Here is a 26294-nt window from a genome sequence, read left to right as displayed (position 1 = left end):
GCCCGCACATGTCATTCCTGGAATACGCTCCGGCACCGGAGTCGAAGGCGGTCCTGAACCTCAAGGACAGCTACGGCCTGTTCATCGACGGGGAGTTCGTCGACGGCTCGGGTTCGAGCTTCATCACGATCTCGCCCGCCGATGAGAGCCGCATCGCCGAGATCGCCTCGGCGAGCGACGAGGATGTCGACCGTGCCGTCGCCGCCGCGCGCCGCGCCTACGACAAGACCTGGTCGAGGATGAGCGGTCGTGACCGCGGCAAGTACCTCTTCCGCATCGCGCGCCTCGTGCAGGAGCGCGCTCGCGAGCTGGCGGTCGCCGAGAGCCTCGACAACGGCAAGCCGATCAAGGAGAGCCGCGACGTCGACGTGCCGCTCGTCGCCTCCTGGTTCTTCTACTACGCGGGGTGGGCCGACAAGCTCGACCACGCGGGGCTCGGCGCGAACCCGCGCGCGCTCGGTGTCGCGGGGCAGGTCATCCCGTGGAACTTCCCGCTGCTCATGCTCGCGTGGAAGCTCGCCCCCGCGCTCGCGGCCGGCAACACCGTCGTGCTCAAGCCCGCGGAGACCACGCCCCTCACGGCGCTGATCTTCGCCGAGATCCTGCAGCAGGCCGATCTGCCCGCCGGTGTCGTCAACATCGTGACCGGAGCCGGCCCGACGGGCGCCGCGCTCGTGCGCCACCCCGACGTCGACAAGGTCGCATTCACGGGCTCGACCGGAGTGGGCCGCGACATCGCCCGTGCCGTCGCCGGCACGAAGAAGAAGCTCACGCTGGAACTCGGAGGCAAGGCGGCGAACATCGTGTTCGACGACGCGCCGATCGACCAGGCGGTCGAGGGAATCGTCAACGGCATCTTCTTCAACCAGGGGCACGTGTGCTGCGCCGGCAGCCGTCTGCTCGTGCAGGAGTCGATCCACGACGAGGTCATCGACCGGCTCAAGAACCGCCTGTCGACGCTGCGCCTCGGCGACCCGCTCGACAAGAACACCGACATCGGCGCGATCAACTCGGCGGCCCAGCTCGCCCGCATCCGCGAGCTCAGCGACATCGGCGAGGCCGAGGGCGCGGAGCGCTGGACCGCGGACTGCGCGATCCCCGAAAAGGGCTTCTGGTTCGCCCCGACGATCTTCACCGGCGTCGAGGCCTCGCACCGCATCGCCCGCGACGAGGTGTTCGGCCCCGTGCTCTCGGTGCTGACGTTCCGCACGCCGGCCGAGGCGATCGCCAAGGCCAACAACACGCCGTACGGCCTGTCGGCCGGCATCTGGTCGGACAAGGGCTCGCGCATCCTCGCGGTGGCCGACCGGCTGCGCGCGGGCGTGGTCTGGGCCAACACCTTCAACCGTTTCGACCCGTCGAGCCCGTTCGGCGGCTACAAGGAGTCCGGATACGGCCGCGAGGGCGGACGTCAGGGTCTCACCGCGTACCTGAAGGGGGCCGCAGCATGAGCAAGCGACTGAGCGTTCCGAAGACGTACAAGCTCGCGATCGGCGGCGCGTTCCCGCGCAGCGAGTCCGGCCGCACCTACGAGGTGCTGTCGGCGAAGGGCGCGTTCCTCGCGAATGCGGCGAAGGGGTCCCGTAAGGACGCGCGGGATGCGGTCGTCGCAGCCCGCGCCGCCGTCAAGGGCTGGTCGGGAGCGACCGCGTACAACCGCGGCCAGGTGCTCTACCGTGTCGCCGAGGTGCTCGAGGGCCGCCGTGCGCAGTTCATCGACGAGATCTCCGCACAGGAGGGCGTGTCGGCCTCGGCCGCCGCTGCGCAGGTCGACGAGGCCATCGACCTGTGGGTCTGGTACGCCGGCTGGTGCGACAAGTACGCGCAGGTGGCGGGCAACGCGAACCCGGTGTCCGGTCCGTACTTCAACATCTCGGTCCCGGAGCCCACGGGCGTCGTCGCGATCGTCGCGCCGCAGGACTCCGCGCTGCTCGGCCTCGTGTCGGTCGTCGCGCCGGCGCTCGTCGCGGGCAACACGGTGGTCGTGGTGGCCAGTGAACGGCATCCGCTGTCCGCCATCAGCCTCGCGGAGGTGCTCGCGACGAGCGACGTGCCCGGGGGAGTCGTGAACGTGCTGACCGGCTCTCCGGCCGAGATCGCCCCGTGGCTCGCCTCGCACCAGGACGTGAACGCCCTCGACCTCGCGGGAGCGGGCGACCTGGACTGGGTCGACCTGCAGATCGCCGCCGCCGAGACGCTGAAGCGCGTGCTCGCTCCGGGTGAGGTCATCGCCTCGCCCGAGCGCATCGCCGCCTTCACCGAGGTCAAGACCGTCTGGCACACGAAGAGCATGGTCTGACCGCACGCTCGTCGCGCCGGCATCCGTGCCCGCATCCGCCGACGCCCCATCCGAGTGTCCACGCCCCCTCGGGCTGACGTCTCTCCGATGGGGCGTCGGCGCGCAGGGGGGGCGTCGGCGCGCAGGTGGGGCGCCGGCGCGCAGGTGGGGCGCCGGCGATGCGGGGCGGACATCGGATGACGCGTGGCGGACGGGTATCGCGGGAGACCGCGCCAATGCGCCCCGGTGTCCGACGCACCGGTTAGGCTCAGTAGACGATCTCAGGATCCCCGAGGAGGACGCGCATGGCCCGTATCGGTGAAAGCGCTGACCTGTTCAAGTGCTCGTTCTGCGGAAAGAGCCAGAAGCAGGTGCAGCAGCTCATCGCTGGCCCCGGTGTGTACATCTGCGACGAGTGCGTCGAGCTGTGCAACGAGATCATCGAAGAGCGGATGGCCGAGTCCTCCGCCGAGGGCACGGCGGACTTCGAACTCCCCAAGCCCCGTGAGATCTTCACGTTCCTCGAGGAGTACGTCGTCGGGCAGGAACCCGCCAAGCGCGCCCTCGCCGTCGCGGTGTACAACCACTACAAGCGCATCCGCGCGCACGGCACGCTGCAGCCGGCCGAGCAGAAGGCCGAGAGCGTCGAGATCGCCAAGAGCAACATCCTGCTGATCGGCCCGACGGGCTGCGGCAAGACGTATCTCGCGCAGACGCTCGCCAAGCGGCTGAACGTCCCGTTCGCCGTCGCCGACGCCACGGCGCTCACCGAGGCCGGGTACGTCGGCGAGGACGTCGAGAACATCCTCCTCAAGCTCATCCAGGCCGCCGACTACGACGTCAAGCGCGCGGAGCAGGGCATCATCTACATCGACGAGGTCGACAAGATCGCCCGCAAGGCCGAGAACCCGTCTATCACGCGCGACGTGTCCGGCGAGGGCGTACAGCAGGCGCTGCTGAAGATCATCGAGGGAACGGTCGCGTCGGTGCCGCCGCAGGGCGGTCGCAAGCACCCGCACCAGGAGTTCCTGCAGATCGACACCTCGAACGTGCTGTTCATCGTGGCTGGCGCGTTCGCCGGTCTCGAGGACATCGTGTCGGCCCGCGTCGGCAAGCACGGCATCGGCTTCGGCGCCCCGCTGCACGACAAGGGCAAGGATCTCGACCTGTTCAGCGAGGTGCTCCCGGAGGACCTGCACAAGTTCGGTCTGATCCCGGAGTTCATCGGTCGTCTCCCCGTCGTGACGAACGTCTCGCCGCTCGACCAGGACGCGCTGATCGACATCCTCACGGGTCCGCGCAACGCGCTGGTGAAGCAGTACCAGCGGATGTTCGAGCTCGACGGCGTGGAGCTCGAATTCGAAGACGAGGCGCTCCGCTCGATCGCCGACCTCGCGGTCGAGCGCAAGACCGGTGCTCGCGGCCTCCGCGCGATCCTCGAGGACGTTCTCGGCCCGATCATGTTCGAGATCCCCTCGGCCGAGGACGTCGCGAAGGTCATCGTGACCCGCGCCGCCGTCGACGAGGGCGCGCCGCCCACCATCGTGATGGAGCGCAAGCGCAAGAGCGCCTGACCGTGCGTCCGGAGCCCTGGGAGGTCCTCTCCCGTCGCGTGCTCGTGGACGATGCGTGGATCCACCTCCGCGCGGACGACTGTCGCACCACCGACGGGCGTTCGATCGCGCCGTACTACGTGCTCGAGTACGGCGACTGGGTGTCGGTGCTGGCGCTCGACGAGGACGGTCGCGCGATCGTGGTCGACGAGTACCGCCACGGTGCCGGCGTCATCGCTCTCGGCACGATCGGCGGTGGTGTCGCCGTGGGCGAAGACCCGGACCACGCGGCTGCGCGGGAGCTGCGCGAGGAGACCGGCTACGTCGCCGGGGAGCTCATCGATCTCGGCGCCACCTGGGCCAACTTCGGCACCCATACCAACCGGGTGCACCACTTCCTCGCTCGCGGATGCCGACATCTCGGCGACCCGTCACCGGATGAGACGGAGACGATCGAGGTGACGGTGCTGCCCCTCGAGACGCTGGGGGAGCACCTCCGCCAGAGCTACCACCTGCTCACCTGGTACAAGGCCCGGGAGCATCTGCGCGGCTGAGGGCCGAGAGTTCGTCGTCAGATGCGGTGGAAGCCGGCGATGAGCACGGTATCGACGCCGTCGCTCCACTCGCCCTGGTCGTCGAGGTCGAAGCCCGCAGGTGCGAACCGCTGCGCGATCGCGTCGATGCTGGCATACGGCTGATGGTCGCGCGGGTAGGGCTGCGACGCCGACGGATCGGGAACGCCGCTCAGATGAGGCGAGCAGAACGTCGCCGTGACGAGGCGACCGCCGGGGCGGAGGATCCGTCGCCACTCGTGCAGCGCGGCCGGCACGTCGGGGATGATGTGGAGAGCCGTGACGCACAGCACTGCATCGGCCGACATATCCGCGAGCGGCAGGCGTGCCGCGTCGGCCTCGATCCATTCCGCGCCCGGAAGCTCGCGCCGTGCCACCTCCAGCATCCCGGAGGACACGTCCACGCCGATGAGGCGAGCATCGACCTCCGCGGCGCGGTCTGCGAGGGCGCGTAGTACGAGACCGGTACCGGTGGCGATGTCGACGACCGTCGACGCGCCGTCGAGGGGGAGTGTCGCTGCCAGGGCTTCGGCGAGACTCCGGTGCATCTCGCTGTCGTCGTACGACCCCGCGCGTGCGTCGAAGGCCTGACGGATGCGATCGATGCGGTCACCCATCGAGACCGCGGCGCTTCAGCAACGGGGCGATCTCGGCGTCCCGACCGCGGAAGTCGCGGTAGGCCTCGAGCGGGTCCTTCGAACCGCCCACACCGAGCAGGCGCTCGCGGAACCGGTCGCCGTTCTCTCGGGTGAGACCGCCGTTCTCGCGGAACCATTCCACGGTGTCGGCGTCGAGCACCTCGCTCCAGATGTAGGAGTAGTACCCGGCGCTGTAGCCTCCCGAGAAGACGTGGGCGAAGTACGTCGAGGAGTACCGTGTCGGCACCGCGGGGTCGTCGAGCCCGATGTCCGCGAGCGCCGCCGCCTCGAAGGACGCGACGTCACCGGTGTCCGCATCGGGGCCCAGCGTGTGCCACGCCTGATCGAGCCAGGCGGCCGCGAGGTACTCGCTCGTCGCGTGGCCCTGGTCGAACGTCTCCGCCGCACGCAGCCGCTCGACGATCGCCGGGTTCAGGGGCTCGTCCGTCTCGTGATGACGCGCGTAGTCCGCGAGCACCTCGGGCCACAGGATCCACATCTCGTTGACCTGGCTGGGGAACTCGACGAAGTCGCGGAACACGTTCGTCCCGGAGAAGTGCGGGTAGGTCACGACGGCGAACAGCCCGTGCAGCGCATGCCCGAACTCGTGGAACAGCGTCGTGACCTCGTCGAGCGTGAGGAGGGTCGGCTCTCCTGCGCCCGGCTGAACGACGTTGAGGTTGTTCACGACGACCGGCGCCGTGCCGCGGAGCCGCGACTGGCTGACGATCGGGTTCATCCACGCGCCGCCGCGCTTCGAGTCACGCGTGTAGAGGTCGAGCACGTAGAGTCCCAGCGTCGATCCGTCCTCGTTGCTCACCTCGAAGACCCGCGCGCCGGGGTGATATGCGACGAGATCGTGACGTTCCGCGAAGGTGACCCCGTACAGCCGGGTCGCTGCGGCGAAGACACCGTCCCGCAGCACGCGCTCCGCCTCGAACCACGGACGCAGCGCGGCGGTGTCGATGTCGTAGCGGGCGGCGCGGACTTTCTCGGTGTAGAACGCCCAGTCGTGCGCCTCGACGGTGAACGGCTCGGACTCCTCGCTGTCGACGATCTCCTGCAGGGCCGCGAGCTCGGCCCGGGCATTCCGGGCAGCGGGTGCGGCCAGCTGGCGCAGCATCCGCTCGACCGCCTCGGGCGTCCCCGCGGTCTCGTCGGCCGTGACGTACGCAGCGTGCGAGGGATACCCGAGCAGAGCGGCGCGCTCGGCGCGGAGTCGCACGATCTCGGTGAGCACCGGCCGGTTGTCGTTCGCGTCGTCGCGGGAGGCCCGACTGCGCGACGCCTCCATGATGCGGCGACGGGACTCGCGGTCGCGCAGCTGCGCGAGATACGGGTGACCGGTGAACAGCGGCAGCGAGACGAGGAACCGCCCGTCCAGACCACGTTCCTGAGCGGCACGCGCCGCGGCCGACAGCTCTCCGCTGCCGAGCCCCGCGAGCTCCTCGGCGGAGTCGAACACCACGGCGAGATCGTTCGTGTCGTTCAGGAGGTTGCGCTCGAACGTGGTGCTCAGCGTCGACAGCTGCTGGTTCAGCAGGGTGAGGCGCGCTTTGGCCTCGTCGTCGAGACCCGCGCCCGCATGCGTCATCTCGCGGTGGTGCCGCTCCACGAGGTAGCGCTGCTCGGCGTCGAGATCGAGGTCGGCGAGTTGCGCGTGCACCTGCTGCACCCGCCAGTAGAGCGCTCCGTCGAGCGTCACGGCGTCGTGATGCGCGGCCATGAGAGGCGCGAGCTCCTCGTCGACCGCCTGGATCTCCGGTGTCGCGTCCGCTGAGCTGACGGTGTAGAACGCGTGGGAGACCCGGTCGAGCAGTTCGCCGGAGCGCTCGAGCGCCTCGATCGTGTTCTCGAAGGTCGGCATCGACCGCACCATCGTGATGCGGGAGATCTCCGCTCGGTGCTCCTCGAACGCGGCGCGGAATGCGGGCAGGTAATGCTCGGGACGGATGCGTGCGTAGTCGGGGAGTCCGTAGGGGAGGGTCGACGGCTGGAGCAGCGGATTCGTCTCGTCGGTCATCCCTTGAGCCTAGCCATGACGCGTCCGAGGGCGTCGACGACGAGGCGCACGGAGCGGCGGCGCAGGTTCTCGGGGCGGGCGAGCACGTCGATCACCCGGTGCGTCGACACACCGCGCAGCGGGAGCCGCACGATCTCGCGGTCGTCGACCGTGCGCGACGTGTATCGCGGCAGCATCCCGATGACCCCGCCGGCAGCGACCACCGCGGCGACCGCTCCGTAGTCGTTGATACGGTGCCGGATCTCGACCGGGCGCCCGGCGACCGCGGCCACGGCGCCCAGCACGTCGTCGGGGGAGTAGCCGGCGCGGCTCGTGACCCACGGGCCGGCGACGACGTCTGCCGGAGTCACCCGCGATCGCGCGGCGAGCGGATGACTCCGGGCGACCGCGACGTCGAGCGGCTCCTTGGCGAGCGTGAGGCTCCGCACACCCTGCGTCGGCCACGGAGCGGAGTGCTCCATCCGATGCGCGAGCACCAGGTCGTAGCGCGCCGTGAGCGCAGGGAACTCGCTCTGCGCGACATCCTCGTCCGTCAGCTGCACGGTGGGGGCCTCGTCGCCTGTGTCGGAGAGCTCGCGGACGAGTTCGCCGAACAGTGCCTGTCCGACACTGTGGAAGCCGCTGACCGTGACGACGCCGGCCGCGTCGCCTTCGAAATCGTCGACGGCGTTGCGCGCTGCCGCGATCGCGTCGATCGCCTCGGCGCCGGCAGCGGCGAGCGCCTCACCCGCGGAGGTGAGCGCGAGGCGCCGTCCGTCCTTGCGCGTCAACGGCGTGCGAAAACCGCGTTGGAGAGCCGCCAGGTGCTGCGACACCGCCGACGGGGTCACGTTCAGGGCTTCCGCGACAGCCGCCATACTGCCGAGCGCTCCGAGCTCGCGCAGGATCTGCAACTGGTGGATCTCCATCCGCATAGTTTAGCTACCACTACATCAATCGTCCAGGAGCCGGGTCTTGTTCTACATCGTCGAGTGCGGTGTGATCGAGGCATGAGGGCACTGTTCAAAGCCGAACGCGGCGCGGGACTCGAACTCGTCGATCGTCCCGATCCTGTCGCCGCCGCCGACGAGGTCGTGATCAGGGTGCTCCGCACCGGCATCTGCGGCACCGATCTGCACATCCACCGTTGGGACGACTGGGCTGCATCGGCGATCGATGCGCCGCTGATCCCTGGTCACGAGTTCTACGGCGAGGTCGTCGAGGTCGGACCCCTCGTGCACGACATCGCCGTGGGTGACCGCGTCTCGGGCGAGGGTCACATCGTGTGCGGCACGTGTCGCAACTGCCGCGCCGGACGTCGACAGATGTGCATCCGCACGATCGGCCTCGGCCTGCAGCGGGACGGCTCCTTCGCCGAGTACCTCGCGCTGCCCGCCGCCAACGTCTGGGTCCACCATGCCGAGGTCAGCCCCGAGCTCGGCGCGATCTTCGACCCGCTCGGCAATGCCGTGCACACCGCGCTGACCTACCCCCTCGTGGGGGAGGACGTGCTCGTCACCGGATGCGGTCCGATCGGCCTCATGGCGATCGCGGTCGCCCGGCACGCCGGCGCGCGTTTCATCGCCGCGACGGACGTGAGTGCTCCCCGTCTGCAGATGGCGACACTCATGGGCGCCGATCACGTCGTCGACGTTTCGCAGGACGACATCCGCGAGGCGCAACAGGCGCTCAGGATGCGTGAGGGCTTCGACATCGGCTTCGAGATGAGCGGCGCCCCGTCGGCGCTCCCCGCCATGATCGACAACATGAACCACGGCGGACGCATCGCCATGCTCGGGCTCCCGAGCGCGGGCTTCGAGATCGACTGGGGCAAGCTCGTCACGCACATGCTCACGATCAAGGGCATCTACGGGCGCGAGATGTTCGAGACGTGGAACGCGATGGGTGCGATGCTGCAGACGAGCGCGACCCTGCGCGAGTCGATCGGCCGCGTGATCGCCGAGGTACTCCCCGCCCGGGAGTGGGAGCGCGGATTCGCGGCGGCGGAGTCGGCCGGCACGGGAAAGATCATCCTCGATTGGACGGAGCTGTGATGTACGGGACCTTTCAGACGCATGTGGCCGCGGAGCTCGCCGGGATCGAGGAGGCCGGGCTGACCAAGCACGAACGCGGCATCCGCGGGCCGCAGAGCGCTGAGATCACGGCGGACGGCGCCGAGGTGCTGAACTTCTGCGCGAACAACTACCTCGGGCTCGCCGACGACGAGCGCATCCGCGACGCGGCGAAGAGCGCGCTCGACGAGTGGGGCTACGGGCTCGCCAGCGTCCGGTTCATCTGCGGTACGCAGGAGCAGCACCTCGAACTGGAGCGCCGGCTCGCCGGCTTCCTCGGCACGGACGACGCGATCCTGTACTCCTCATGCTTCGACGCGAACGGCGGTGTCTTCGAGACGCTGTTCGGCGCGGAGGACGCGATCATCTCCGACGAACTCAACCACGCATCGATCATCGACGGCATCCGGCTCTCGAAGGCGCGGCGCCTGCGCTATCGCAACCGCGACATGGCCGACCTCGAGGGGCAGCTGCGCGCGGCATCCGATGCCCGCTTCCGGGTGGTGGTGACCGACGGCGTCTTCTCGATGGACGGGTACATCGCGCCGCTCGCAGACATCTGCGACCTGGCCGAACGCTACGACGCCCTCGTGTTCGTCGACGACTCGCACGCCGTGGGGTTCGTCGGCGAGAACGGCCGCGGCACGCCGGAGCTGTGCGGCGTCGCCGACCGCGTCGACATCTACACGGGAACGTTCGGCAAGGCGCTCGGCGGGGCGTCGGGCGGATATGTGGCGTCGCACGCCGACATCGTCGCGCTGCTGCGTCAGCGCTCGCGTCCGTACCTGTTCTCCAACACGCTCGCGCCGTCGATCGTCGCGGGCACGCTCACGGCCCTCGACCTCGTGGAGGGCTCGGCCGACCTCCGCGCGCGGCTGCGCGACAACGCGACCCTGTTCCGGGAGCGCATGACGGCGGAGGGGTTCGACCTGCTTCCCGGCGAGCACCCCATCGTGCCGGTGATGTTCGGCGACGCCGCCGTCACCGCGCGGATCGCGAGCGAGATGCAGAAGCACGGCGTCTATGTCACCGCCTTCAGCTTCCCGGTCGTGCCGCGTGGCCGTGCGCGCATTCGCGTGCAGCTGTCGGCGGCGCACACGCCGGAGCAGGTCGAGCGCTGCGTCGCCGCCTTCGTCGCCGCGCGCGCGTCGGTCGTCTGACCGGAAGGGTGCAAAGAAGTCATTGCAAAGAAATACTTGCAAAGAAACATTTGCAAGCGTATCTTTGCATGCATGACGAACACACGGGAGTCCCGCAGTCTGGATGCCGGAGCGCTCAAGGCGCTCGCGCACCCGCTGCGTGTGCGCATCTTCGACCTGCTCAGTGAGCGCGGTCCGCAGACGGCGAGCACGCTGGCCGCCCTCGTGGGGGAGACCTCCGGATCGATGAGCTACCACCTCCGCGCCCTCGCGGCGCACGACCTCATCCGTGAGGTCGAGGGGCGGGGCACGGCACGGGAGCGCTGGTGGGAGCGACCCAAGGGGCGCATCGACCTACCAGGCCCCGACGACAGCATGACCCCGTCGAATCGCGCCTCGGCGCAGATCGTCACCGCCGAGTTCTTCCGCCTCCGTCACGAGACGCTCATGGCCTACCTGAACCGCAACGAGGCGGAGGTCCCCGAGGAGTGGCGCGATGCCGGCATCGTCATGACGACATACCTCGACCTCACCGTCGAGCAGATGGCCGAACTCAAGGCCGAGCTGACCGAGGTCGTCGACCGCGTGGTCGAGCGATACCAGGGGGAGTCGTCCCCCGGTTCCCGACGCGTATCCCTGCGCGCCGAGCTCTTCGATCTGCCCATCGACGCACGTACGGAGGAATCATGACCAGCGCCGCTCTCCACCTGACGGCTCCGACGCTCGTCGAGCGTCGTATCCTGACCGTCGCCTCGCACCTGACGGCGTTCGTCGAAAACCGCATCGCCGCCCGTGCCGAGCGGCGCGAGGTCGCCCGGGACCTGCTCCGCGAGCAGCAGTCCCGCCGGCAGGACCCTCGGGCCGTCGAGCACCTGCTCGCCCAGATGGGCGTGCCGCGGCGCTAGTCCTCGAAGGGCCGCGCGACGACGTCACCGCTGGCGGTCTGCACGACCTCCCAGCCGGCGTCGAGCTCGGCGATCGCGCGCCCCTCGAGCCACGTGAGGGTCCAGTGACCGACCAGCCCGCGGGCCTCGACCCCGGCGATCGCCGGTCGAAGCGCCGCGGGGACGGATGCCGGGGCTGCCGATCCGGTGGCCCACCGCGTACCCAGCTGCATCATGCCCCCTCGACCGGCGCGAGCACGATCTCGGTGACGGCGAACTCCGCGGCCTCGACGATCTCCAGTTCGGCGATGCGCCCCACCGCGCGGAGGTCGTCCGCCGCGGCGCGCAGTGCCTCGAGCTTCGCAGCGGGCGCGGCGATCGTGGCGTGCGAGACCGGCGTCTTCTGCGAGGCCTTGGCCTCGGTCTTCGCGCGGCGGATGCCGATCAGCGCCTCGCTGGCCACGGCGAGCACAGAGGTGTCGCCCTCGATGCGCAGGGGCTCCGGCCAGGATGCCGTGTGCACGGATCCCTCCTCGAACCACGACCACACCTCTTCCGTCGCGAACGAGATGACCGGGGCGAGCAGGCGCAGCAGCGTCGACAGCGCGAGGCGCAGCGCGAGAGCGGCGGATGCCTGGCCCACGTTCGTCTGGTCGTAGGCGCGCTCCTTGACGAGCTCGAGGTAGTCGTCGCAGAACGTCCAGAAGAAAGCCTCGGTGACCTCGAGCGCCTTGGCCTGGTCGTAGTTCTCGAACGCCTTCGTCGCGTCGACGACCACGGCGTCGAGCGCGGTGAGCATCGACGCGTCGAGGGCGTGCGTCACCTGCGCGCCCTCGGGCACGGGGAACGACAGCACGAACTTCGCGGCGTTCAGGACCTTGATCGCCAGACGACGGCCGATCTTCACCTGGGTGGGGTTCTGCGGGTCGAACGCGGCGTCCATGCCGAGGCGGCTGGATGCGGCCCAGTAGCGCACGGCGTCCGATCCGTGGGCGTCGAGGATGTCGGCCGGCGTCACCACGTTGCCCTTGGACTTCGACATCTTCTTGCGGTCGGGGTCGACGATGAAGCCGGAGATCGCGGCGTTGCGCCACGGGGCCCGGCCGTCTTCGAGCGTGGAACGCAGCATGGTCGAGAACAGCCAGGTGCGGATGATGTCCTGGCCCTGCGGGCGCAGGTCGAACGGCGCCGTGAGGTCCCACAGCTCCTCGTCGCGCTGCCACCCGCCCGCGAGCTGCGGGGTGAGCGACGACGTCGCCCAGGTGTCGAGGATGTCGGCCTCGGCGTCGAACCCACCGGGAACGCCGCGCTGGTCCTCGGTGTAGCCCGCCGGCACGTCGGTCGTCGGGTCGATAGGCAGCGACGCGTGGTCGGGGGCGAGCACACGGTCGTAGTCGCGCTCGCCGTTCTCGTCGAGGCCGTACCAGAGGGGGATCGGCACGCCGAAGAACCGCTGCCGCGACACGAGCCAGTCGCCGGTCAGACCGCCGACCCAGTTCTCGTAGCGCACCCGCATGAAGTCGGGGTGGAAGGCCACCTCGGTGCCGTGGGTGAGCAGCTCGTCGCGGAGCTCGCCGTCGCGGGCGCCGTTGCGGATGTACCACTGGCGGGTCGACACGATCTCGAGGGGGCGGTCGCCCTTCTCGAAGAACTTCACGGCGTGGTTGAAGGGCTTGCCGACGGCGGTCATGTCGCCGGTCTCCTGCAGCTTCTCGACGATCGCCTTGCGGGCCGAGAACACGGTCTTGCCCGCGAGCTCCGCGGTATACCAGTCGGCGGCCGCGGCGTTCTCGACGATCGACGGAGCGGTCGGCAGGAAGCGCCCGTCGAGGCCGATCGTCGTCATGTTCGGCAGATCGCGACCCTCGGTCGTGCGGAGCTCGCGCCACCAGATGATGTCGGTCACGTCGCCGAACGTGCAGACCATGGCCGCGCCCGTGCCCTTGTCGGGCTGCGCGAGGTGGTGTCCGTGGATCTCGATCTCGGCTCCGAAGAACGGCGTGCGCACCTTCGTGCCGATCAGGTGCTTGTGCGGCCCCTCGGGGTGCGTCACGATCGCGATGCACGCGGGGAGCAGTTCCGGGCGGGTGGTCTCGATCGTGATGGAGCCGGAGCCGTCCGCGAACGGGAAGTCGATCGTGTGGTACGCGGCCTGCTGGTCGCGGTCCTCGAGCTCGGCCTGGGCGATCGCCGAGCGGAAGTCGATGTCCCACAGCGTCGGCGCGAGCGACTGGTAGGCCTCGCCGCGCTCGAGGTTGCGCAGGAACGCGAGCTGGCTCTGGCGGATCGTGTCGTCGGAGATGGTCCGATACGTCTGGGTCCAGTCGACCGAGAGGCCGAGCTGGCGGAACAGCGCCTCGAACTGCTTCTCGTCCTCGACGGTCAGGCGCTCGCACAGCTCGATGAAGTTGCGGCGGCTGATCGGCTTCTGGTCGGCGGCGCGGCTGGACTTGTTGTCGCCGCCTTCGAACGGGGGAGTGAAATCGGCCTCGTAGGGGAGCGAGGGGTCGCACCGCACGCCGTAGTAGTTCTGCACGCGACGCTCGGTGGGCAGGCCGTTGTCGTCCCAGCCCATCGGGTAGAACACGGTCTTGCCGCGCATGCGCTCGAACCGCGCCTTGACATCGGTGTGCGTGTACGAGAACACGTGGCCGATGTGCAGGCTGCCGGATGCCGTGGGCGGAGGCGTGTCGATCGAGTAGACGCCGTCGCGGCCGGACTGCGCGGCACGGATGCGGTCGAACAGATAGGTGCCCTGCGCGGACCAGGACTCACCCCACTTCGCTTCGAGACCTTCGAGTGCGGGCTTGTCAGGGATCTGCGAGTGTGCGGACGCGGCCATGAGGTCTCCTCGAGCGATGTATGCGGCACTGTGTGAGCGTGCCTGAGTGTGGGTTGTGGCTCCAGTGTACCGAGGGAGAGCACTGGCGGATCCGACCGCAGATCGACCGAGTCCAAGAATCGGCCCTAGAATCGAGACATCCCGACCCGTTCTTCCGAGGAATAGCCATGCCCGCACACCCCGCACGCCGCGTCCTCCCTCTCGTGGCGCTCGCCGCCGTCTCCGCGCTCGCGCTCAGCGCCTGCACCGCCGCCTCCTCCGACGCCGAGGGCGGCGAGCTCGTGTGGTCGATCGAGGGCGCGAACCTCGCCGCCGGGCACATGGATCCGCAGGTGAGCCAGCTCGACGTGTCGGGCATGGTGCAGCGCGCGGTGCTCGACTCCCTCGTGTTCCAGGAGGAGGACGGCTCCTTCAGCCCCTGGCTGGCCACGAAGTGGGACGTCTCGCCCGACAGCACGCAGTACACCTTCACTCTGCGCGACGACGTCACGTTCACCGACGGCGAGCCCTTCGACGCCGAGGCCGTGAAGGCGAACTTCGACCGGATCGTCGACCCCGAGACGGAGTCCGCGCAGGCCGCGAGCATGCTGGGCGCCGACTTCTACGCGGGCACCGAGGTGATCGACGACCACACCGTGACCGTCTCGTTCACACAGCCGTACGCGCCCTTCCTGCAGGCGGCCAGCACCCCGCAGCTCGGCTTCTACTCGCCGAAGGTGCTCGCCGAGTCGGCCGATCAGCTCAAGGCCGGGGGACCGGGCATCACCGTCGGCACCGGCCCGTACGAGCTCACCGAGTACACGCCCGACCAGGAGATCGTGTACACGCGCAACGACGACTACGCCTGGGGTCCGCACGACGAGAAGGCGCCGAAGGTCGAGACGCTGCGCGTCGAGATCCAGCCCGAGGCCTCGGTGCGCGCCGGCGTCGTCGAGAGCGGCGAGGCGGACATCGCGAGCAACATCCCGCCGAACCTCGCCGGCGACCTCGGCGCCGACGTCACGGTCGACTCGGTCGAGTATCCGGGCCTCCCGTACTCGCTGTACCTGAACGAGAAGTACGGCGTGTTCGCCGACGAGAAGGTGCGCCAGGCGTTCGCCCGCGGCATCGACGTCGACGCCGCGGTGGAGGAGATCTTCTTCGGCCAGTTCCCGCGCGCCTGGAGCATCCTCGGGCCGACCACACCCGGCTACGACGCCTCCCTCGAGGACAGCTGGCCCTATGACCCGGACGCCGCGGACGCACTGCTGGACGAGGCCGGATGGACCGAGCGCAACGCCGACGGCATCCGCATGAAGGACGGCGCGCCGCTCTCGGTGCGCTGGATCGCCTACACGCCCGTGCCCGACGACCGTGCCGCCCTCGCGAACGCGATCCAGTCGGACCTCAAGGCGATCGGCATCGACGTGGTCCGCGAGGTCCTCGAGCCCGGTGCCTACAACGAGCAGTACGGGCCCAAGACGTTCGACCTCACGGACTGGGGCTTCTCGGGGGTCGATCCCGACCTGCTGCGCAACCACCTGCACACCGACGGTTTCCAGAACGCCTCGCAGGTGTCCGATCCGGCGGTCGACACGCTGCTCGAGCAGGCCGTCGCGACGAGCGACCAGGCCCAGCGAGACGACCTGTACACGCAGTTGCAGGAGTGGAACGCGACGCATCAGGCGATCGTGCCGCTCTACGTCCCCTCTGCGATCACCGCGGTCGGCGGTCGCGTGAGCGGTCTGGACTACGACCTCTACGGCCGGCCGCTATTCTACGATGTGAGCGTCGACTGATCACCCAGAGTCGTTGAACGAGCGGAGCGGGACGTGAAGGCTGCGCTCATCCGGATCGCGGGCCTCGCGGCATCCGTCGTGATCGTGCTGTGGGGTGCGGCGACCCTCGCGTTCCTCGCGTTCCGCGTGATCCCGGGCGACCCGGTGTCGGTCATGCTCGGTCCTCAGGCGCAGGTGAGCGAGGCCGTGAAAGACGGCATCCGCGCCGAGCTCGGACTGGACCGACCGCCGTTCGAGCAGTACGTGACATTCATCGGGCAGCTCGCACGCGGCGACCTCGGGGAGTCGTACCAACTGAGGATGCCGGTGACAGAGGTCATCGGACGCCAGCTCGGCCCCACGCTGCAGCTCTCCGCACTCGCCCTGCTGATCGCGGCCGTGCTGGCGCTCGCGGTGGCGGTGCTCGTGCGCGGGCAGGTGGGGCGTGCCGTCGCCTCCGGAGTGGAACTCGTCATCCTGTCGTCGCCCGTGTTCTGGATCGGGTTGATCCTGCTCAGCGTGTTCGCGTTCGGACTCGGCTGGTTCCCCGTCTCCGGCGCCCGCAATCCCGCGACCATCGTGCTGCCCGCGATCACGCTCGCGCTGCCGGTGGCCGCGCTGCTCAGTCAGGTGCTCCGCGACGGCCTCACGCAGGCGGAGCGGATGCCGTTCGCCGAGACGGTCCGCGCCCGCGGCGCCAGCCCCTCGTGGTTCACGCTGCGCCACGGCCTGCGTCACGGCGCGTCCGGCGCGCTCACACTCGCCGCGTACCTCACGGGCTCGGTGCTCGGCGGCGCCGTGCTCGTGGAGACCGTGTTCGCCCGTGCGGGTCTCGGCCGTGTCACGCTCGCGGCGATCAGCAACCGCGACCTCCCGGTCATCACGGGCGTCATCCTGCTGAGCGCGGTCGTGTTCGTCGTCGTGAACCTCGTGGTGGAGCTGCTGCATCCGCTTCTCGATCCGCGGCTCCGCGCGGCGCGGGTCGGTGTCCGATGAGGCGGGGGCAGAGCGTGCTGCTGTGGGCGGCCATCGGCGTGCTCGCGCTCCTCGCGCTGATCGCGGCGTTCCCCGGCCTGCTCGCCACGCACGATCCGCTGCAGACGGACGTGCGCTCGGCGCTGCTGCCGCCCAGCGGGGAGCATCTGTTCGGCACGGACCAGAGCGGTCGCGACGTGTACTCCCGGGTGGTCTTCGGCGCCGGGAGGTCGATCGGCATCGGGCTGCTCGCGACGGCGATCGCGCTCGTCGCCGGGCTCATCGTGGGCGCGCTGGCCGGACTCGCGCCGCGCGGGGTCGACGTGACGCTCATGCGGGTGAACGACGTGCTCATGGCGTTCCCGGAGTTCCTCGTCGCGCTCGTCGTCGTCGCGGTGCTCGGCCCCGGACCCGTGAACATCGCGATCGCCGTGACGCTCGCCGCCGCCCCCGTCTACGTGCGGCTCGCCCGCGTGCAGACGCGCACGCTGCGCGGGGCGGAGCACGTCGAGGCCGCGCGCATCCTCGGCGTACCGCCGACGCAGGCGTTCCTGCGACACGTCGTGCCGGGGGTGCTCGGCTCGCTCAGCGTGCTCGCGACGATCGGCATCGGCTCCAGCATCCTCGCGGCCGCCGGTCTGAGCTTCCTGGGTCTCGGACCGTCGGAGCCGACTCCGGAATGGGGCCTCATGCTCGCCGGCGGACGGAACGTGCTCGGTCAGGCCTGGTGGATCGCGGTGTTCCCCGGCATCGCGATCACCGTGACCGTCATCGCGGCGACGATCGTCGGGCGCGTGCTGCGTGCGCGGGCAGAGGGACGCCGGGCATGAGCGCCGCGATCGAGCTCGAGGGCCTCCGGATCGACTTCGGCGGCGCACCCGTCGTGGACGGCGTCTCGCTGCAGGTCGAGCGCGGGAAGTGCGTCGCGATCGTGGGGGAGTCGGGTGCCGGGAAGACCCTCACCGCTCGCGCGCTGCTCGGCCTCACCCCCGAGGGGGCACGCGTGCGGCTGGACCGGCTGGTCGTCGACGGGACGGATGCCCGAGGCCTGAGCGAGCGGCGATGGCGTGCCCTGCGCGGACGCCGGGTGGCTCTCGTGTCGCAGGACGCGCTCGTCTCCCTCGACCCGCTGCAGCGCGTGGGTGCCGCGATCGCCGAACCGCTGCGGCTGCACGACCTGGTGACGGGACGCGACGCTCTGCGTGAGCGGGTGCGTGGGCTGCTGCGACGTGTGTGGATGCCCGACGTCGAGCGCCGGGAACGGCAGTACCCGCATGAGCTCTCCGGCGGGCTCCGGCAGCGCGCGCTCATCGCCTCGGCGCTCGCCGCCGACCCGGCCGTGCTCGTGGCGGACGAGCCGACGACCGCGCTCGACGCCACCGTGCAGGCGCGCATCCTCACCCTGCTGCGCGACATCGCGGATGCCGGCACGGCAGTGGTCTTCATCAGCCACGACTTCGCGGCCGTGCGTCGGATCGCCGACCGCGTGGTCGTGATGCGCGACGGCGTCGTGGTGGAGTCCGGCCCGGTGGCCGAGGTGCTCGAGGCGCCGCAGCACGACTACACGCGGCAGCTCATCGCGGCCACGATCCACGAGCCGCGCGCACCTCAGGGCGAGGCGGCGGATCCGGTGCTGGTCGTGACCGGGGCCACGCGGCGTTACGGAGATCTCGTCGCGGTGTCGGACGCCTCGTTCACCGTTCCCGAGGGGCGGACTCTCGGCGTGGTCGGGGAGTCCGGATCCGGCAAGACCACCCTCGCGCGCCTGATCGTCGGGGTGGAGACGCCCGACGAGGGCGCGGTGCGCTGGACGGGCGGTCGGCGGCGGGTGCAGCTCGTGCATCAGAACCCCCTCGGTGCGTTCGACCCGCGGTGGACCATCGGGCGCTCGCTGCGGGAGGCGCTCGCCGCCGGGGGAGTGCCTCGCGCCCAGCGCGCCGCCCGCGTGCACGACCTGCTGCGCGAAGTGGACCTCGACCCGGAGCTCGCGTCGCGTCGACCCCTCGCGCTCTCGGGCGGACAGCGTCAGCGCGCGGCGATCGCGCGGGCTCTCGCCGCGGAGCCGGAAGTGCTCGTGCTCGACGAGCCGGTCTCGGCGCTCGACCCCTCGGTGCGCGAGAAGGTGCTGCGCCTGCTGCTCCGGTTGCAGCGGGACCGCGACCTCACGATGGTGTTCGTGTCGCACGACCTCGACGTGGTCGGCGCCGTCGCCGACGAGGTCATCGTGATGCAGGACGGCGTGATCGTCGAGAAGGGTGCGACGGATGCGGTGTTCGCCGCGCCGCAGCATCCGTTCACGCGGGAGTTGCTCGAGGCGAACGGCTCCCCGCGGCGCTGATCCGCTCCGGGCTCAGTCGAGGACGCGGATGCCGATGCCCGCGGCGAGCACGGGGGCGAGCTGCTGCACCTGGAACGACGACAGGGTCGTGCCGCGCAGGCTGTTCGCGTCGAGGAACGCCCCGGCGTCGAGCCCGCGGAGGTCGACGTGCACGGCGCGCAGACCGCGCGGATCGACCTCGTCCGTGCGGGTGCCGGTGAACCGCACTCGCGTCAGCTCCGCCTGCGGGATGTCGAGCGTGCGGATGCCGCAGTCCGTGATCTCGGCATCCTTCGCCTTCGCGCCGCCGAGGTTCAGGTAATCGATCCGCACGCCGCGCAGTTCGAGCTCGTCGATGCGCGCACCGCTCAGGTCCAGGGTGCCGAGGCGCCCACCGGTGACGCGGACGCGTCGGAGGTTCGCGTCGCGCAGGCGCAGCGAGGCGATGCGCGCGTCGGTGATCTCGACGTCGATCAGGGTCGCTCCCGTGAGGTCGACCGCGTCGGCATCCGCCGAGATCGTGCACTGCTCGAGGGAGGAGTGCGCCAGATCGACCGTGCCGTCGAGGTCGAGACGCGCCGCGAGAAGGTCGGCGCCGCGGGCGGGGTGAGCGGATTCGAGCCGCGGTGGCAGGTCAGGAGCGGAGACACGGGGAGCGACGAGGGAGTCGGATGCGCGGGCCATGCCTCGAGCGTAGGCCGCGGGTCCGACGTCGAGCCGTCGCAGGCCGGGCGTCCGCGGGCGATGCGCACGTTTCAGGAGGCATTGTGCACGTAACAAGGTCCGATCCGCGTCACGCCACCGTCGGGGGTGCACATCGCCTGCTCGGGTGATCGCTCGCTCCCTCCTCCGCAGACGTGATGCTCGGCGGATTCTCCACAGCCTCTGCGTTGCGCGCGTCGCGTCGGTGATCGACGGGCCGACGGCGAGGATGCTCGGCGGATGCGGAAAGCCGAAGAACTGATCGAGGTGCTGGCTCGTCAAGGCGGTGTCGTCCGAACGCAGTGGGTCGCGGAACGAGGCTTCTCACGTCGATGCGTCGACGAGGCGCTGCGCCGCGGTCTCATCATCCGCCCTCGCCGCGGCTGGCTCGCTGACCCCGGCGCGGAGCGCACGCTCATCGCGGCCGCGCGCTTCGGGGTGGTCCTCACCTGTCGCACGCAGGCGGGCCTGTTGGGGCTCTGGATCCACGACCCGACGGGACCGCCGCACTTCGCCGTCCCGCCTCATTCGACGGGGCGGATTCCGATCGCTGCGCGATTGCACTGGGGCCGCCCGGTCGTGTCGCGTGATCCGGACGCCCTCGTCGACCCGATCGAGAACGTGCTCGCCCACATCGCCGAGTGCGAACCGTTCGAGCAGGCTCTCGCGACGTGGGAGTCGGCGCTCAACAAATCGCTGGTCTCACTCGACGCGTTACGGAACTACTCCTGGAAGCCCGCCGCGCGAGACGTGCTCGCGCAGGCGATTCCCTTCGCGGATGCCGGGCTCGAGACCTACCTGCGCCAGCGGCTGCGCTGGTTGCGCGAACCCGTCCGCGTGCAGATCTGGATCGCGGGGCACCGGGTGGACACGCTCATCGGCGACCGCCTGGTCGTCCAGATCGACGGCGCACATCACGTCGGGGCGCAGCGCAGCGACGACATCCGGCACGACGCCGAACTCCGGCTCATGGGGTATCACGTCATCCGACTGTCGTACGCGCAGATCATGTTCGACTGGCCCGCCGTGCAGGATCTGATCATGCGCGCGGTCGCCCAGGGGCTCCATCGCGCGAGGTAGACGGGCAGCGACGAAGGAGATGCGCGCTCACGAAGGACGGATGCCGCGCGATTGACCTTCTGGAGTGCACATCGCCTTCGGGGGCGTACGGCGCACGGGGCCCGGGCGACGCGTACACTGGAGGGACGAGCATCGATCCGGCCATCACCGGGGAGCTCTCGGAAGAACGGCTCCGCCCGTAGGGGAGGGGCTCAGTAGAACCGAGCGGGGCAGGCCCGTCACAGCCGCAGTGAGAGTGGCCCCGCCGTGAGGCGCGGCACGCGAGGTGGTACCGCGGTCACCCGGGAATCCGGAGGATCGTCCTCGCAGCAGCATCCGCCACGACTCCTGCGAGACGACATGACCTACCCGCGTTCCTCCTTCGGCCCCGCCGCCGACCAGGCTGCCTCCGTCGCCCCGAGCCCGCGCTTCCCCGAGATCGAGCGCGAGGTGCTCGACTTCTGGGAGCAGGACGACACGTTCCGCGCCTCGATCGCGCAGCGCGACGGCGCTGACGAGTGGGTGTTCTACGACGGCCCGCCGTTCGCCAACGGCCTGCCGCACTACGGGCACCTGCTGACCGGGTACGCGAAGGACGTCTTCCCGCGCTTCCAGACCATGGTCGGCAAGAAGGTCGATCGCGTGTTCGGCTGGGACACGCACGGTCTGCCCGCCGAGCTCGAGGCCATGAAGCAGCTCGGCATCACCGAGAAGAGCGAGATCGAGGCCATGGGCATCGACGTCTTCAACGAGAAGGCGCGCTCCTCGGTGCTGAAGTACACGCACGAGTGGCAGGACTACGTCACGCGTCAGGCCCGCTGGGTCGACTTCGAGCGCGGCTACAAGACGCTCGACCTCGGCTACATGGAGAGCGTTCTGTGGGCGTTCAAGACCCTGTACGACAAGGGCCTCGCGTACGAGGGCTACCGCGTGCTCCCGTACTGCTGGCGTGACGAGACACCGCTCAGCGCGCACGAGCTGCGCATGGACGACGACGTGTACCAGAACCGCCAGGACCCGTCCGTTACGGTGACCTTCCCGCTCACGGGCGCGAAGGCCGAGGCGCTCGGCCTCACCGCGGTGCGCGCCCTCGCGTGGACGACCACCCCGTGGACCCTCCCGACCAATCTCGCGCTCGCCGTGGGGCCCGACATCGAGTACGTCGTGCTGCCGGCGGGCCCGAACGGCGCGGCCGACGTGCACGCCGCCGCCGGGACCACGGATGCCGTCGTCGAGGCCTCCGCGCATCGGTACCTCCTGGCGCGCGCGCTGCTCGCCGGTTACGCGAAGGACCTCGGCTACGAGAGCCCCGAGGACGCGCTCGCCGCGGTCGACCGGACCGTGCGCGGATCCGAGCTGCAGGACGTCACCTACGACCGCCTGTTCGACTACTACGCGGATGCCGAGACGTACGGCACCGAAAACGCCTGGCGCATCCTCGTCGACGACTACGTCACGGTCAGCGACGGCACCGGCATCGTGCACCAGGCTCCCGCGTACGGCGAGGACGACCAGCGGGTCGCGGGCGGGGCCGGCATCCCGACGATCCTGTCGCTCGACGACGGCGGCAAGTTCCTGCCGAACGTGACGGATGTCGCGGGGATGCTGTGGATGGACGCCAACACGCCGCTCATCCGCCTCCTGCGCGGCGAGGGCCGACTGGTGCGCGAGCAGAGCTACGTGCACTCCTACCCGCACTGCTGGCGGTGCCGGAACCCCCTGATCTACAAGGCCGTGTCGAGCTGGTTCATCCGCGTCACGGACATCAAGGACGACCTGCTCGCGAACAACGAGCAGATCACCTGGGTGCCGGAGAACGTGAAGCACGGCCAGTTCGGCAAGTGGCTCGAGGGCGCCCGCGACTGGTCGATCAGCCGGAACCGCTACTGGGGATCGCCGATCCCGGTGTGGAAGAGCGACGACCCCGAGTACCCGCGCGTCGACACCTACGGCTCGCTCGAGGAGCTGGAACGCGACTTCGGCACGCTGCCACGCAACCCCGAGGGCGAGGTCGACCTGCACCGTCCGTACATCGACGACCTCACCCGACCGAACCCCGACGACCCCACGGGGAAAAGCACGATGCGCCGGATCGACGACGTCTTCGACGTGTGGTTCGACTCGGGGTCGATGCCGTACGCACAGGTGCACTACCCGTTCGAGAACCAGGAGTGGTTCGACTCGCACGCACCGGCCGACTTCATCGTCGAGTACATCGGGCAGACCCGCGGCTGGTTCTACGTCATGCACGTGCTGTCGACCGCGCTGTTCGATCGACCCGCGTTCACGGGCGTGAGCTGTCACGGCATCGTGCTGGGCAGCGACGGCTACAAGATGTCGAAGTCGCTGCGCAACTACCCCGACGTGTCGGAGGTGCTCGACCGTGACGGCTCCGACGCGATGCGCTGGTTCCTCATGTCGAGCTCGGTGCTGCGAGGCGGCAACCTCGCGGTCACCGAGGAGGGCATCCGCTCGGGCGTGCGCGAGTTCCTGCTGCCGCTGTGGAACTCGTGGTACTTCTTCGCGACGTACGCGAACGCGGCGAAGGCCGGTGGCTACGAGGCGACGTGGCGCACGGATTCCACGGACGTCCTCGACCGGTACATCCTGGCCCGGCTCGGCGACCTGGTCCGCGAGGTGCGTGCGGACCTCGAGGGACTCGACTCCACGACCGCGTCGGCGCGTCTGCGCGATTTCGCCGAGGTGCTCACGAACTGGTACATCCGCCGCTCGCGCGATCGCTTCTGGGAGGGGTCGTCGACCGAGGCGTTCGACACCCTGTACACGGTGCTCGAGACGCTCTGCCGCGTGGCCGCGCCCCTCGTGCCGCTCGTGAGCGAGCGCGTCTGGCAGGGGCTCACCGGCGGGCGCAGCGTGCACCTGCAGGACTGGCCCGACGCCGACGCGTTCCCCGCGGCGGACGAGATCCGCGACGCGATGGATGCCGTCCGCGAGCTGTCCAGCGTCGGCAACGCGCTGCGCAAGAAGGAGAAGCTGCGCGTGCGGCTGCCGCTGGCGCGCCTCACGGTCGTGTCGCCGCTCGCCGACACGCTCGGCCAGTTCGAGGACATCCTCCGCGAGGAGCTCAACGTCAAGGCCGTGGAGCTCGTCGCGCAGTCCGAGACGACAGCGGTCGACTACGGCATCAGCCACCGCCTGAGCGTCAACGCCCGCGCGGCGGGTCCGCGCCTCGGCAAGAACGTCCAGACCGTGATCAAGGCCGCGAAGGCGGGGGACTGGTCGGAGGTCGACGGCGTCGTGACCGCGGGCGGCGTCGCCCTGGAGCCGTCGGAGTACGACCTCGTGCTGGAGACCGCCGGACGCCCGGAGGGCGAGGCCCTCGCCCTCGTCCCCGGAGGCGGCTTCATGCTGCTCGACACCACGACCACGCCCGAGCTCGAGGCCGAGGGTCTCGCGCGCGACGTGATCCGCGCCGTGCAGGAGACCCGCAAGAACGCCGACTTCGATGTGAGCGACCGCATCGCGCTGCGGCTGTGGTTCACATCGGGCGACGACCTCCTCGCGGTCCGCAGCGCCTTCGATATCGCGGACATCGCGGGGGAGACCCTGTCGACCGCGTTCGCGCTCGGAGCGAAGGACGAGGTGCTGCTCGAGCAGGGTGCGGTGCCCGCCGAGCCCGAGTTCTCCGCGACGATCGCTCAGGGCACGTACGCCAACAGAGGCGACTTCACGGTCGCCGTCAGCAGGACAGGAGCCCTCGCATGAGCGCACGCGACAGAGCGGATGCCGTCTACGAGACGCTCCTCGGCCGTGCCGGCGAGCGCTGGGTGCAGCCCCGCAAGGAGCGGACGGCGCGCATCCTCGAACTGCTCGACGACCCGCAGCGCACGTACCGCGTCGTGCACATCACGGGCACGAACGGCAAGACCTCGACCGCGCGGATGATCGAGAGCCTGCTGCGGGCGCACGGCCTGCGCACGGGCCTCTTCACGAGCCCGCATCTGGAGCGTTTCACCGAGCGGATCATGATCGACGGCGAGCCGATCGCCGACGCGGCCGTCGCCGACGCCTGGGACGAGATCGAGCCCTTCGTCGGCATCGTCGACGCCGAGTTGGAGTCGTCGGGTGAGGAGCCGCTGACCTTCTTCGAACTGCTCACCGTGCTCGCGTTCGTCGCGGTGGCCGACGCTCCCGTCGACGTGCTGGTGCTCGAGGTCGGTATGGGCGGCGAGTGGGACTCCACGAACACCGCTGACGGCGACGTCGCGGTCTTCGCGCCGATCGACATCGACCACGCCGACCGTCTGGGGAACACGATCGCCGAGATCGCCCAGGTCAAGGCGGGAATCATCAAGGAGGGCGCGGCCGTCGTGTCGGCCCAGCAGCCCGAGGCCGCCGCGGAGGTGCTTCGGCGCGTCGCCAGCGAGCGGAACGCCACGATCGCGTTCGAGGGCGCCGACTTCGGCCTCGCCGACCAGAAGCTCGCGGTCGGCGGGCAGCTCCTCACGATCCGCGGGCTCGCGGGCGAGTACGTCGAGGAGTACCTGCCCCAGTACGGCGCGCACCAGGGGCACAACGCCGCGCTCGCGATCGCGGCCGTCGAGTCGCTGATCGGGGGAGCGCAGCAGCGCATCGCCGACGACATCGTGTCGGAGGGCCTTCAGGGTGCGACCTCTCCGGGCCGCCTGCAGCTGCTCGGCGTCGCCCCGACCGTGATCGTCGACGCCGCGCACAACCCGCACGGCGCCGCGGCGCTCGTGCAGGCCATGGACGACAGCTTCGACTTCGACGAGTGGGGTGTGGTGCTGGGCATCCTCGCCGACAAGGACGCCGCCGGCATCGTCGCGCGTCTGGCTCCCGCTGCGGCGCACGTGTTCGCGACAGCGCCGGACTCCGACCGGGCCAGCGACGCCGACGCGATCGCCGACCTCGTGGAGGCCACGGGGAACCGCGTCTCGGTGCACCCGACCCTGGCGGAGGCCGCGGACGCCGCGCGCGAGTGGGCAGCGTCGTCCGACCGTCGGGCCGTCGTGATCGCGGGCTCGGTGGTCCTCGCGGGCGAGGCCATCACGCTCGCCGAGGAGGAGGACTGGAAGTCGGGGTGGCGCGCATGAGCGCCGACTCCGCTCCGGCACCTCGCCCCCGACCGCCGAGGACGCTCGTGCAGAAGCTCGCCCCGATCGTGCTGGGCTTCGAGTCGATCGTGGTGTTCCTCGCGGGGCTGACGATCTTCGGCCTCAAGACGCTCCCCGCCGGCATCCCCCAGTGGTGGGGCATCGTCGCCGGCGGCGTCGTGGGACTCGCGTGCATCGCCGTCGCGGGCATGATCACGAAGCCGTGGGCGATCACGGCGGGCTGGGTGATCCAGGTCGTGATCGCGCTGTCGGCGATCCTCGTCCCGGCGATCCTGCTCGTGGTCGTGATTTTCGGCGGCATGTGGGCGTATGCGACGATCATGGGGGCTCGTCTGGACGCACGACGTCCGGATGCGCCCGCGACCGGGACTCAGACTCCGACAGAGACTCAGACAGAGAGTGAATGAC

At 70.0% G+C, this 26294-nt stretch carries 22 protein-coding genes; 16 read left to right on the top strand and 6 right to left on the bottom strand.

Annotated features, from left to right (window positions below; translation table 11 throughout):
* Nucleotides 1-8: 8 nt before the first annotated feature.
* The 4 genes from ACIPY8_RS17900 to ACIPY8_RS17885 all read left to right on the top strand — a co-directional run bounded on the left by ACIPY8_RS17900 (nucleotide 9) and on the right by ACIPY8_RS17885 (nucleotide 4385).
* The gene (locus ACIPY8_RS17900) at nucleotides 9-1451 is read left to right on the top strand and encodes an aldehyde dehydrogenase family protein (protein WP_400821126.1); all 1443 of its coding nucleotides are present in this window, start codon (nucleotides 9-11) and stop codon (nucleotides 1449-1451) included.
* Nucleotides 1448-2299: an aldehyde dehydrogenase family protein gene (locus ACIPY8_RS17895; protein ID WP_400821123.1), complete on the top strand. Its 852-nt coding sequence runs from the start codon at nucleotides 1448-1450 to the stop codon at nucleotides 2297-2299. Before ACIPY8_RS17900 ends, ACIPY8_RS17895 begins: the two co-directional genes overlap by 4 nt.
* A gap of 284 nt (nucleotides 2300-2583) precedes the next feature.
* Nucleotides 2584-3852, top strand: coding sequence for an ATP-dependent Clp protease ATP-binding subunit ClpX (gene clpX / locus ACIPY8_RS17890; RefSeq protein ID WP_050723803.1), 1269 nt, complete (start codon nucleotides 2584-2586; stop codon nucleotides 3850-3852).
* 2 nt (nucleotides 3853-3854) lie between these two features.
* Complete coding sequence (locus tag ACIPY8_RS17885) at nucleotides 3855-4385, top strand: NUDIX hydrolase (protein ID WP_400821121.1); 531 nt, start codon at nucleotides 3855-3857, stop codon at nucleotides 4383-4385.
* Nucleotides 4386-4402: 17 nt separating this feature from the next.
* Here ACIPY8_RS17885 and ACIPY8_RS17880 read toward each other — a convergent pair whose 3' ends face one another.
* Genes ACIPY8_RS17880 through ACIPY8_RS17870 form a run of 3 tightly spaced genes read right to left on the bottom strand, consistent with a single transcriptional unit; the run spans nucleotide 4403 to nucleotide 7972 of the window.
* Nucleotides 4403-5020 (bottom strand): class I SAM-dependent methyltransferase, encoded by a 618-nt coding sequence (locus tag ACIPY8_RS17880; RefSeq protein ID WP_400821119.1) that lies wholly within the window; start codon nucleotides 5018-5020, stop codon nucleotides 4403-4405.
* On the bottom strand, nucleotides 5013-7064 hold the full coding sequence (locus ACIPY8_RS17875; RefSeq protein WP_400821117.1) for a M3 family metallopeptidase: 2052 nt from the start codon (nucleotides 7062-7064) through the stop codon (nucleotides 5013-5015). The genes ACIPY8_RS17880 and ACIPY8_RS17875 overlap by 8 nt, the downstream gene beginning before the upstream one ends.
* Nucleotides 7061-7972, bottom strand: coding sequence for a LysR family transcriptional regulator (locus tag ACIPY8_RS17870; protein WP_400821115.1), 912 nt, complete (start codon nucleotides 7970-7972; stop codon nucleotides 7061-7063). Before ACIPY8_RS17870 ends, ACIPY8_RS17875 begins: the two co-directional genes overlap by 4 nt.
* Before the next feature lie 81 nt (nucleotides 7973-8053).
* On the opposite strand from ACIPY8_RS17870, the gene tdh reads away from it, so the two are divergent.
* The 4 genes from tdh (at nucleotide 8054) to ACIPY8_RS17850 (ending at nucleotide 11159) form a co-directional block, all read left to right on the top strand.
* On the top strand, nucleotides 8054-9097 hold the full coding sequence (tdh, locus tag ACIPY8_RS17865; protein WP_400821113.1) for an L-threonine 3-dehydrogenase: 1044 nt from the start codon (nucleotides 8054-8056) through the stop codon (nucleotides 9095-9097).
* Nucleotides 9097-10275, top strand: a complete 1179-nt coding sequence (locus tag ACIPY8_RS17860) for a glycine C-acetyltransferase (RefSeq protein WP_400821112.1) — start codon at nucleotides 9097-9099, stop codon at nucleotides 10273-10275. Before tdh ends, ACIPY8_RS17860 begins: the two co-directional genes overlap by 1 nt.
* Before the next feature lie 72 nt (nucleotides 10276-10347).
* Nucleotides 10348-10944: an ArsR/SmtB family transcription factor gene (locus ACIPY8_RS17855; RefSeq protein WP_400821110.1), complete on the top strand. Its 597-nt coding sequence runs from the start codon at nucleotides 10348-10350 to the stop codon at nucleotides 10942-10944.
* The gene (locus tag ACIPY8_RS17850; RefSeq protein ID WP_400821108.1) at nucleotides 10941-11159 is read left to right on the top strand and encodes a hypothetical protein; all 219 of its coding nucleotides are present in this window, start codon (nucleotides 10941-10943) and stop codon (nucleotides 11157-11159) included. Before ACIPY8_RS17855 ends, ACIPY8_RS17850 begins: the two co-directional genes overlap by 4 nt.
* Here ACIPY8_RS17850 and ACIPY8_RS17845 read toward each other — a convergent pair.
* Nucleotides 11156-11371 (bottom strand): hypothetical protein, encoded by a 216-nt coding sequence (locus tag ACIPY8_RS17845; protein ID WP_400821107.1) that lies wholly within the window; start codon nucleotides 11369-11371, stop codon nucleotides 11156-11158. The two genes, ACIPY8_RS17850 and ACIPY8_RS17845, sit on opposite strands and share 4 nt — an antisense overlap.
* Nucleotides 11371-13980, bottom strand: a complete 2610-nt coding sequence (gene valS, locus ACIPY8_RS17840; protein WP_400821105.1) for a valine--tRNA ligase — start codon at nucleotides 13978-13980, stop codon at nucleotides 11371-11373. The genes ACIPY8_RS17845 and valS overlap by 1 nt, the downstream gene beginning before the upstream one ends.
* A 167-nt stretch (nucleotides 13981-14147) precedes the next feature.
* On the opposite strand from valS, the gene ACIPY8_RS17835 reads away from it, so the two are divergent.
* Genes ACIPY8_RS17835 through ACIPY8_RS17820 form a run of 4 tightly spaced genes read left to right on the top strand, consistent with a single transcriptional unit; the run spans nucleotide 14148 to nucleotide 19050 of the window.
* The gene (locus ACIPY8_RS17835) at nucleotides 14148-15758 is read left to right on the top strand and encodes an ABC transporter substrate-binding protein (RefSeq protein WP_400821103.1); all 1611 of its coding nucleotides are present in this window, start codon (nucleotides 14148-14150) and stop codon (nucleotides 15756-15758) included.
* 33 nt (nucleotides 15759-15791) lie between these two features.
* Nucleotides 15792-16733: an ABC transporter permease gene (locus ACIPY8_RS17830; protein WP_400821100.1), complete on the top strand. Its 942-nt coding sequence runs from the start codon at nucleotides 15792-15794 to the stop codon at nucleotides 16731-16733.
* Complete coding sequence (locus ACIPY8_RS17825) at nucleotides 16730-17542, top strand: ABC transporter permease (RefSeq protein WP_400821097.1); 813 nt, start codon at nucleotides 16730-16732, stop codon at nucleotides 17540-17542. The genes ACIPY8_RS17830 and ACIPY8_RS17825 overlap by 4 nt, the downstream gene beginning before the upstream one ends.
* Nucleotides 17539-19050: a dipeptide ABC transporter ATP-binding protein gene (locus ACIPY8_RS17820; RefSeq protein WP_400821095.1), complete on the top strand. Its 1512-nt coding sequence runs from the start codon at nucleotides 17539-17541 to the stop codon at nucleotides 19048-19050. Before ACIPY8_RS17825 ends, ACIPY8_RS17820 begins: the two co-directional genes overlap by 4 nt.
* Nucleotides 19051-19062: 12 nt before the next feature.
* Here ACIPY8_RS17820 and ACIPY8_RS17815 read toward each other — a convergent pair whose 3' ends face one another.
* Nucleotides 19063-19713 carry a pentapeptide repeat-containing protein gene (locus ACIPY8_RS17815; protein ID WP_400821092.1) on the bottom strand — a complete coding sequence of 217 codons (651 nt, stop codon included), beginning with the start codon at nucleotides 19711-19713 and terminating at the stop codon, nucleotides 19063-19065.
* A gap of 258 nt (nucleotides 19714-19971) precedes the next feature.
* Here ACIPY8_RS17815 and ACIPY8_RS17810 point away from each other — a divergent pair, with 258 nt between their 5' ends.
* The 4 genes from ACIPY8_RS17810 to ACIPY8_RS17795 all read left to right on the top strand — a co-directional run bounded on the left by ACIPY8_RS17810 (nucleotide 19972) and on the right by ACIPY8_RS17795 (nucleotide 26293).
* The gene (locus ACIPY8_RS17810) at nucleotides 19972-20811 is read left to right on the top strand and encodes a DUF559 domain-containing protein (protein WP_400821089.1); all 840 of its coding nucleotides are present in this window, start codon (nucleotides 19972-19974) and stop codon (nucleotides 20809-20811) included.
* Nucleotides 20812-21150: 339 nt separating this feature from the next.
* Nucleotides 21151-24516: an isoleucine--tRNA ligase gene (gene ileS, locus ACIPY8_RS17805; RefSeq protein ID WP_400821087.1), complete on the top strand. Its 3366-nt coding sequence runs from the start codon at nucleotides 21151-21153 to the stop codon at nucleotides 24514-24516.
* Nucleotides 24513-25865 (top strand): bifunctional folylpolyglutamate synthase/dihydrofolate synthase, encoded by a 1353-nt coding sequence (locus ACIPY8_RS17800; protein ID WP_400821084.1) that lies wholly within the window; start codon nucleotides 24513-24515, stop codon nucleotides 25863-25865. Before ileS ends, ACIPY8_RS17800 begins: the two co-directional genes overlap by 4 nt.
* The gene (locus ACIPY8_RS17795) at nucleotides 25862-26293 is read left to right on the top strand and encodes a DUF4233 domain-containing protein (RefSeq protein WP_400821081.1); all 432 of its coding nucleotides are present in this window, start codon (nucleotides 25862-25864) and stop codon (nucleotides 26291-26293) included. The genes ACIPY8_RS17800 and ACIPY8_RS17795 overlap by 4 nt, the downstream gene beginning before the upstream one ends.
* Nucleotide 26294: the final 1 nt, after the last annotated feature.

It is taken from the genome of Microbacterium sp. NPDC089696, assembly GCF_044749125.1.
GTDB lineage: Bacteria > Actinomycetota > Actinomycetes > Actinomycetales > Microbacteriaceae > Microbacterium.
The sequence above is the reverse complement of the archived record's forward strand: the minus strand, read 5'-3'. Positions and strand labels throughout refer to the sequence as shown.

What these genes read in the sequence shown, in the direction of transcription:
- ACIPY8_RS17815 (WP_400821092.1), bottom strand. Translation starts at nt 19,713, where the DNA reads ATGGCCCGCGCATCCGACTCCCTCGTCGCTCCCCGTGTCTCCGCTCCT.
- clpX (WP_050723803.1), top strand. Translation starts at nt 2,584, where the DNA reads ATGGCCCGTATCGGTGAAAGCGCTGACCTGTTCAAGTGCTCGTTCTGC.
- valS (WP_400821105.1), bottom strand. Translation starts at nt 13,980, where the DNA reads ATGGCCGCGTCCGCACACTCGCAGATCCCTGACAAGCCCGCACTCGAA.
- ACIPY8_RS17825 (WP_400821097.1), top strand. Translation starts at nt 16,730, where the DNA reads ATGAGGCGGGGGCAGAGCGTGCTGCTGTGGGCGGCCATCGGCGTGCTC.
- ACIPY8_RS17860 (WP_400821112.1), top strand. Translation starts at nt 9,097, where the DNA reads ATGTACGGGACCTTTCAGACGCATGTGGCCGCGGAGCTCGCCGGGATC.
- ACIPY8_RS17895 (WP_400821123.1), top strand. Translation starts at nt 1,448, where the DNA reads ATGAGCAAGCGACTGAGCGTTCCGAAGACGTACAAGCTCGCGATCGGC.
- ACIPY8_RS17845 (WP_400821107.1), bottom strand. Translation starts at nt 11,371, where the DNA reads ATGCAGCTGGGTACGCGGTGGGCCACCGGATCGGCAGCCCCGGCATCC.
- ACIPY8_RS17900 (WP_400821126.1), top strand. Translation starts at nt 9, where the DNA reads ATGTCATTCCTGGAATACGCTCCGGCACCGGAGTCGAAGGCGGTCCTG.
- ACIPY8_RS17800 (WP_400821084.1), top strand. Translation starts at nt 24,513, where the DNA reads ATGAGCGCACGCGACAGAGCGGATGCCGTCTACGAGACGCTCCTCGGC.
- ACIPY8_RS17795 (WP_400821081.1), top strand. Translation starts at nt 25,862, where the DNA reads ATGAGCGCCGACTCCGCTCCGGCACCTCGCCCCCGACCGCCGAGGACG.
- ACIPY8_RS17875 (WP_400821117.1), bottom strand. Translation starts at nt 7,064, where the DNA reads ATGACCGACGAGACGAATCCGCTGCTCCAGCCGTCGACCCTCCCCTAC.
- ACIPY8_RS17810 (WP_400821089.1), top strand. Translation starts at nt 19,972, where the DNA reads ATGCGGAAAGCCGAAGAACTGATCGAGGTGCTGGCTCGTCAAGGCGGT.
- ACIPY8_RS17850 (WP_400821108.1), top strand. Translation starts at nt 10,941, where the DNA reads ATGACCAGCGCCGCTCTCCACCTGACGGCTCCGACGCTCGTCGAGCGT.
- ACIPY8_RS17870 (WP_400821115.1), bottom strand. Translation starts at nt 7,972, where the DNA reads ATGGAGATCCACCAGTTGCAGATCCTGCGCGAGCTCGGAGCGCTCGGC.
- ACIPY8_RS17820 (WP_400821095.1), top strand. Translation starts at nt 17,539, where the DNA reads ATGAGCGCCGCGATCGAGCTCGAGGGCCTCCGGATCGACTTCGGCGGC.
- ACIPY8_RS17880 (WP_400821119.1), bottom strand. Translation starts at nt 5,020, where the DNA reads ATGGGTGACCGCATCGATCGCATCCGTCAGGCCTTCGACGCACGCGCG.
- ACIPY8_RS17855 (WP_400821110.1), top strand. Translation starts at nt 10,348, where the DNA reads ATGACGAACACACGGGAGTCCCGCAGTCTGGATGCCGGAGCGCTCAAG.
- tdh (WP_400821113.1), top strand. Translation starts at nt 8,054, where the DNA reads ATGAGGGCACTGTTCAAAGCCGAACGCGGCGCGGGACTCGAACTCGTC.
- ileS (WP_400821087.1), top strand. Translation starts at nt 21,151, where the DNA reads ATGACCTACCCGCGTTCCTCCTTCGGCCCCGCCGCCGACCAGGCTGCC.
- ACIPY8_RS17835 (WP_400821103.1), top strand. Translation starts at nt 14,148, where the DNA reads ATGCCCGCACACCCCGCACGCCGCGTCCTCCCTCTCGTGGCGCTCGCC.